This is a genomic window from Microbacterium sp. (assembly GCF_031988965.1).
Lineage (GTDB): Bacteria > Actinomycetota > Actinomycetes > Actinomycetales > Microbacteriaceae > Microbacterium.
The window spans coordinates 1-6,040 of the sequence record NZ_DALZXX010000160.1; the positions used below are offsets into that span (position 1 = coordinate 1).

Genomic DNA, 6,040 nt, shown 5'->3' on the forward strand with positions numbered 1-6,040 from the left:
CGGGCGGGATGCCCCGGCGAGCGCCGCGGCGATCTCGCTCAGCGTGCCCTCGGCGAACTCTCCGCGAGGAGCGAGCGGCGCGGGGATGCGCGGCATCGGCGCCTCGGGCACTGCTCCCGCCTCGAAGGATGCGACGTCGTAGGGGATCGCCAGCACCACGGGCACCCGATAGGTCAGCGCGTGCTCGATCGCGATCACGGTGGTCGCTGCGGCATCCGCGTGCCCGACGGTATAGGTGCGAGCGCCGACGGCCGAGGCGAGGGCGATCTGGTCGACGTCCCACGGACGAGGGCCCGACGTCGGCTCGTCGCCCACCACGAGCACGAGCGGCACGTGCGCCTGCACGGCCTCGGCGAGAGCGGTCAGCGTGTTGGTGAAGCCCGCACCGTAGGTCGAGGTCCCGGCGGCGATGCGTCCGGATGCGCGGAAATGCGCGTCAGCCGCGACGACCGCGCCCTGCTCGTGGCGGACGGCGGTGAAGACCGCATCCGTCTGCGTCTCGATGGCATCGAGGAAGTACGCGTTGCCGTTGCCCATCACACCGAACACGGCATCGATGTGCTGGGCGAGGGTGAGTGCGACGTGCGCGGAGACGGTGGGCATGCGAAAGCCTTTCGAGACAGGGACGGAGAACGTGCGATTCCGTATGTGTCTCGCCACCCGCGTCTTCGTGGGGTGCTTCGTGCCTCTTTTTCAGGCACCGGCGGCAGAGAGCCGGACGAGTCGATCCTACCGCCGTGGCCGCCGACGCGGCGCCGTCTCGTGCGCGTAACACCGCCGAAACGGTGACAGGGAAACATGCGGTCATGGAGTCGCTGTTCAACGGATACACCTCGCGTCGATCACCCGAGCGGGCGGGGGCTGCTCCGTGGGACGAGATGTTCCCCGCGGATGCGGCGCCGGGTGGCGAGGGAGTTCGCATCCCCTACAAGGACATGTATCCGGCGCTCGCGGGCATGGACGATGCGGAGCTGAGGGCGCGCACGGATGCGCTCGCCAGCTCGTACCTCGCGCAGGGGGTGACGTTCGACTTCGCCGGGGAGGAACGGCCGTTCCCGCTCGACGTGGTCCCGCGCGTGATCGCGGCGGACGATTGGACCTACGTCGAGTCCGGGGTGAAACAGCGAGTGCGGGCGCTCGAGGCCTTCCTCGCCGACGTGTACGGGCCCCAGCTGGCCGTGCAGGACGGTGTGATCCCCGCGTCGCTGATCAGCTCGTCCTCGCACTTCCACCGCCAGGCGGCGGGGATCGTCGGAGCGAACGGCGTCCGCATCCACGTCGCCGGCATCGACGTCATCCGCGATGAGGCGGGAGCCTGGCGGGTGCTCGAAGACAACGTGCGCGTGCCCAGCGGCGTCAGCTACGTGCTCGCCAACCGGCGGGTGATGGCGCAGACGCTCCCCGAGCTGTTCACGAGTCTGCGGGTGCGTCCGGTGGTCGACTATCCCGGACGGCTGCTGCAGGCCCTGCGCGCAGCGGCGCCCGCGGGTGTCGACGACCCGACCGTGGTCGTGCTGACCCCGGGGGTGCACAACTCGGCCTACTACGAGCACACCCTGCTCGCCCGGATGATGGGGATCGAGCTGGTCGAGGGACGCGACCTGTTCTGCTCGGGCGGTCGGGTGTGGATGCACACCACTGCCGGCCCGACCCGCGTCGACGTCATCTATCGACGAGTCGACGACGAGTTCCTCGACCCGCAGCAGTTCCGACCGGACTCCGTGCTCGGGGCGCCCGGGCTGATGCTCGCCGCCCGTCTCGGCAACGTGACGCTCGCGAACGCGATCGGCAACGGCGTGGCCGACGACAAGCTGGTGTACACGTACGTGCCCGACCTGATCCGCTACTACCTGGGCGAGGAGCCGGTGCTCCCGAACGTCGACACCTGGCGGCTCGAGGAGCCGGATGCTCTCGAGGAGGTGCTCGATCGGCTCGACGAGCTCGTCGTGAAGCCGGTCGACGGCTCGGGGGGCAAGGGACTCGTGGTCGGGCCGGACGCATCGCGCGAGACGCTCGACGAGCTCCGCAAGACTCTGCTCGCGGATCCGCGAGGGTGGATCGCACAGCCGGTCGTGCAGCTGTCGACCATCCCGACGCTCGTCGAAGACGGCTTCCGCCCGCGGCACGTCGATCTGCGGCCGTTCGCGGTCAACGACGGGCAGGACATCTGGGTCCTCCCGGGTGGGCTCACGAGAGTCGCTCTGCCCGAGGGGCAGCTGGTGGTGAACTCGAGCCAGGGCGGAGGATCGAAGGACACCTGGGTGCTCGACCCGTCTCTGTTCACGGGGCCCACGACGACCGTGACGGGGGAGGCCGACCCCGCCGCCGACGAGGTGTCGCTCGCCACCGGGGCTATCGCGATCGTGTCGCCGTCGCGAGAGGAGCCGCATCAGCCGTTCCTCTCGTCGCCGCAGGACGAGGACCTCGAGCTGCGTCACCACCAGCAGCAACAGCAGCAGCAACAGCAGGGAGGTGCGACGTGCTGAGTCGTATCGCGGAGGCGCTGTTCTGGATCGGACGATACGTCGAGCGGGCGGACGGCACGGCGCGCATCCTCGATGTGCACCTTCAGCTGCTGCTCGAGGACCCCTGGGTCGAGGAGGACACCGCCTGCCGAGCGCTCCTCTCGGTCATGGGCACGACCGCCGATGACGACGCGGTGCTGAGCCGCGACGACGTGGTGCGGCTGCTCGCGCTGGACCGGGACCATTCCGCCTCGATCGCCCACTCGATCGCCTCCGCGAGGGAGAACGCACGCCGCGCGCGCGAGATCATCTCGACGGACCTCTGGGAGACGCTCAACGAGTCGAACGCGCGGATGCCGCGGCGGATCGCCTCCGACAAGACGCACCCGTTCTTCCGGTGGGTGCGCGACCGGTCGGCGTTGGCCTTCGGCGTCGTGGACTCGTCGACGAGCAGAGACGAGGCCTGGCACTTCTTCGTGCTCGGTCGCTCGATCGAGCGTGCCGACATGACTGCTCGCCTGCTGGCGACGCGGTCGCTGACGGAGGCGGGCGGCCCGAGCTGGACGACGCTGCTGCGCAGCTGCGGCGCGTACGAGGCTCACCTGCGCAGTCATCGGGCCGTGCCGACCGCAGCCTCCGCGGTGGAGTTCCTGCTCGTCGATCGGCTGTTCCCCCGCTCGGTGCTCTCGAGCATCCTGCAGGCCGAGGACTGCCTGCGCGGGATCGATCCGTCCGCCGCATTCGGAGCCCCGGACCGCGCTCACCGGGTGCTCGGACGCATGCGGTCGGAGTTGGAGTACCGACCGATCGGCGACACCGTGCATCGCCTGTCGGAGAGCATGGAGGAGGTTCAGATGGGGATGTCGATGGCGAGTGACGCGATCAGGGAACGCTACTTCCCGTCGATCGCGATGCCGGTGTGGATCGGAGAGGCGCTGTGAGCCGGCTTCGGATCGTGCACCGCACGGGCTTCCGCTATGAGCAGCCGGCGACGGCGTCGTACAACGAGGCGCGGATGCTCCCGCATTCCCGGGAGGGGCAGTTCGTGCTGCAGGCGACGCTCGACATCTCGCCGACGGCGACGCAGCACTCGTATGCGGACTACTGGGACACACGAGTCTCGACGTTCGAGGTGCTCACCCCGCACCAGGAGCTCTCCGTCACGGCGACCAGTGTGGTCGATGTCAGGCCGCTGCCTCCTGCAGGCACGGGCATCGACTGGGACGAGCTCGCCGCCCGCATCCCGCAATCGCTCTCCCTGGCCGAATGCGTGACGCAGACACCGGCGACCGACCCGGATGAGGAGATGCACGAGCTCGCGCTGCGGATCGAGGCCGAGGGCGGCGGGGTCGACGAGACGGCCTACGAGATCTGCCGGACGGTCGGAGAGGCGATGGAGTATCGCAGCGGCGTGACCGGTGTGAGCTCCACGGCGCGCGATGCGTGGCCCGCGCGATCCGGGGTGTGCCAGGACATCGCGCACGTCGCGCTCGGAGTGCTCCGCGCGGCGGGGATCCCGGCGCGGTACGTCTCGGGTTACCTACACCCCGACCCCACGGCGGCGATCGGGCAGCCGGTGACGGGCGAGTCGCACGCCTGGGTGGAGTGGTACTCGGGTGAATGGCGGGGCTACGACCCGACCAACCTCGTCGAGGTCGGGGAGTCGCACGTCTACGTCGGGCACGGCCGCGACTATGCAGACGTCGCTCCGCTCCGCGGCGTGTACGCCGGCCCGAGTGCATCCGAGCTGTTCGTCTCGGTCGAGGTCACACGGCTGGGATGAGCCGGGATCCTGGTCAGGTGAGACCCGGCGGTGGGGAAGAATGAGACGATGACGGATGCTTCGATCGAGCGCGAGACGCTCACCTGGGACGGCTTCGGATCCGCGACGCGAGATCTCGCGCGCAGCATCCTCGACAGCGGCTTCATGCCCGAGGTCGTCGTGGCGATCGCCCGCGGCGGTCTGCTGCCCGCCGGTGCGATCGCGTATGGCCTCGGCGCGAAGAACTGCGGGGCGATCAACGTCGAGTTCTACACGGGTATCGGCACCGTGCTCGATGCGCCCGAGGTGCTGCCGCCCGAGCTCGACATGGCGTATCTCGACGGGCGGCGCGTGCTGCTCGTCGACGATGTCGCCGATTCGGGGCGCACCCTCGCCCTGGCCGTGCAGCTGCTGAAGGACAAGGGCGCGGATGTGCGCTCGGTCACGATCTACACGAAGCCGTCGACGATCATCCAGCCCGACTACGCCTGGAAGGACACGGACCTCTGGATCAACTTCCCGTGGTCGTTCCAGGGCACCGTGCGCGAAGAGGACCTCGGACTCGCACCGAGCGCCTGACCTCGATTCAGCCGCGCAGCAGTGCGCGCAGGGTCTGGATCGTGTCGGCACCGGAAGGCGTCTTGTCGGGTCGATAGCCCTTCACCCGGGCGAAGCGCAGGGCGATGCCACCGGGGTAGCGCGGCGACCGCTGCACGCCGTCGATGGCGATCTCGACCACGAACTCGGGGCGCAGGAACACCGTGCTCCGGGTGCGCCGCGTCTCGAGCGACGGAAAGTTCTCGGTCTGCCAGCGCAGCAGTTCGTCGGTGAGTCCCTTGAAGGTCTTGCCGACCATCACGAGTCCGCCCGGTTCGCCGAACTCTCCGTCGGGATCGAGAGCGCCGAGGTGCAGGTTCGACAGCAGACCCTGGCGACGCCCCGATCCCCATTCGGCGGCGAGCACGACGAGGTCGTACGTCAGCACAGGCTTGACCTTGACCCAGGACTTGCCACGACGCCCTGCCGAGTAGGGAGCGTCGATTCCCTTGACGAGCACACCCTCGTGTCCGGACGCCAGAGCGTCACGGGACAGCTGCTCGGCGGCTGCAGGATCGTCGGTCACGATGCCCGGCATGCGCCACTCGCCGGCGACGCGTTCGAGCTCGGTCAGGCGGGTCGAGAGCGGCTCGTCGAGCAGATCGCGCCCGTCGACGTGCAGTACGTCGAAGAACCACGGCCGCAGCACGAGGTCGCGTGAGACGTCGGCTCCGAACCGCGACATGGTCTCCTGGAACGGGCGAGGGCCCCCGTCCTCATCGAGCGAGAGCGTCTCGCCGTCGAGGATCAGGTCGTCAGCGGGGAGGCTTCGCACGATCTCGACGATCTCGGGCACACGGTGCGTGATGTCGGCGAGGCTGCGGGTGTAGACGTGCACATCGTCGCCGTGGCGGTGCACCTGGATACGCGCACCGTCGAGCTTGTACTCGACGGACGCCAGGCCCGTGACCTCCAGCGCAGCGGTCGGCGTGGCTGCGGTCGAGGCGAGCATGGGAAGCACAGGGCGTCCGACCACGAGGCCGACCGCGTCGAGTTCGGCCGCGGTGCCGGTGAGGGCGATGACCGCAGTGTCGCCGAGGTCGCCGGACAGCATCGCCGCGCGGCGCACGGATGCCGCAGGGCGATCAGAGGCGCGAGCGATCGCGTCGAGCAGCACGCCTCCGAGCGCACCGGTGCGCAGCTCGCCGAGCATCGCGCGCGACAGGAGATCCCATTCGGCGGCCGTGGCGCGGCTGGCGACGGCGGAGAGCAGTTC

6 protein-coding genes are annotated in these 6,040 nt (G+C 69.5%); 4 read left to right on the top strand and 2 right to left on the bottom strand.

Features of this window, described 5'->3' with window-relative positions; genetic code table 11:
* On the bottom strand, positions 1-603 hold a 603-nt coding region (locus tag RTM68_RS16320), incomplete at its 3' end, for a thiamine pyrophosphate-binding protein (protein WP_312172925.1).
* 203 nt (positions 604-806) lie between these two features.
* Between RTM68_RS16320 and RTM68_RS16325 the strand changes: the two genes are divergently transcribed.
* The 4 genes from RTM68_RS16325 to RTM68_RS16340 are packed head-to-tail and all read left to right on the top strand — an operon-like array spanning position 807 to position 4,806.
* Positions 807-2,486 (top strand): circularly permuted type 2 ATP-grasp protein, encoded by a 1,680-nt coding sequence (locus RTM68_RS16325; protein WP_312172927.1) that lies wholly within the window; start codon positions 807-809, stop codon positions 2,484-2,486.
* Positions 2,480-3,406 (top strand): alpha-E domain-containing protein, encoded by a 927-nt coding sequence (locus RTM68_RS16330; RefSeq protein WP_312172929.1) that lies wholly within the window; start codon positions 2,480-2,482, stop codon positions 3,404-3,406. Before RTM68_RS16325 ends, RTM68_RS16330 begins: the two co-directional genes overlap by 7 nt.
* Positions 3,403-4,248 carry a transglutaminase family protein gene (locus RTM68_RS16335; protein WP_312172932.1) on the top strand — a complete coding sequence of 282 codons (846 nt, stop codon included), beginning with the start codon at positions 3,403-3,405 and terminating at the stop codon, positions 4,246-4,248. The genes RTM68_RS16330 and RTM68_RS16335 overlap by 4 nt, the downstream gene beginning before the upstream one ends.
* A 48-nt stretch (positions 4,249-4,296) precedes the next feature.
* Positions 4,297-4,806 (top strand): phosphoribosyltransferase, encoded by a 510-nt coding sequence (locus RTM68_RS16340; RefSeq protein ID WP_210097298.1) that lies wholly within the window; start codon positions 4,297-4,299, stop codon positions 4,804-4,806.
* Positions 4,807-4,813: 7 nt separating this feature from the next.
* Here RTM68_RS16340 and RTM68_RS16345 read toward each other — a convergent pair.
* On the bottom strand, positions 4,814-6,040 hold a 1,227-nt coding region (locus tag RTM68_RS16345; RefSeq protein ID WP_312172935.1), incomplete at its 5' end, for an ATP-dependent DNA ligase.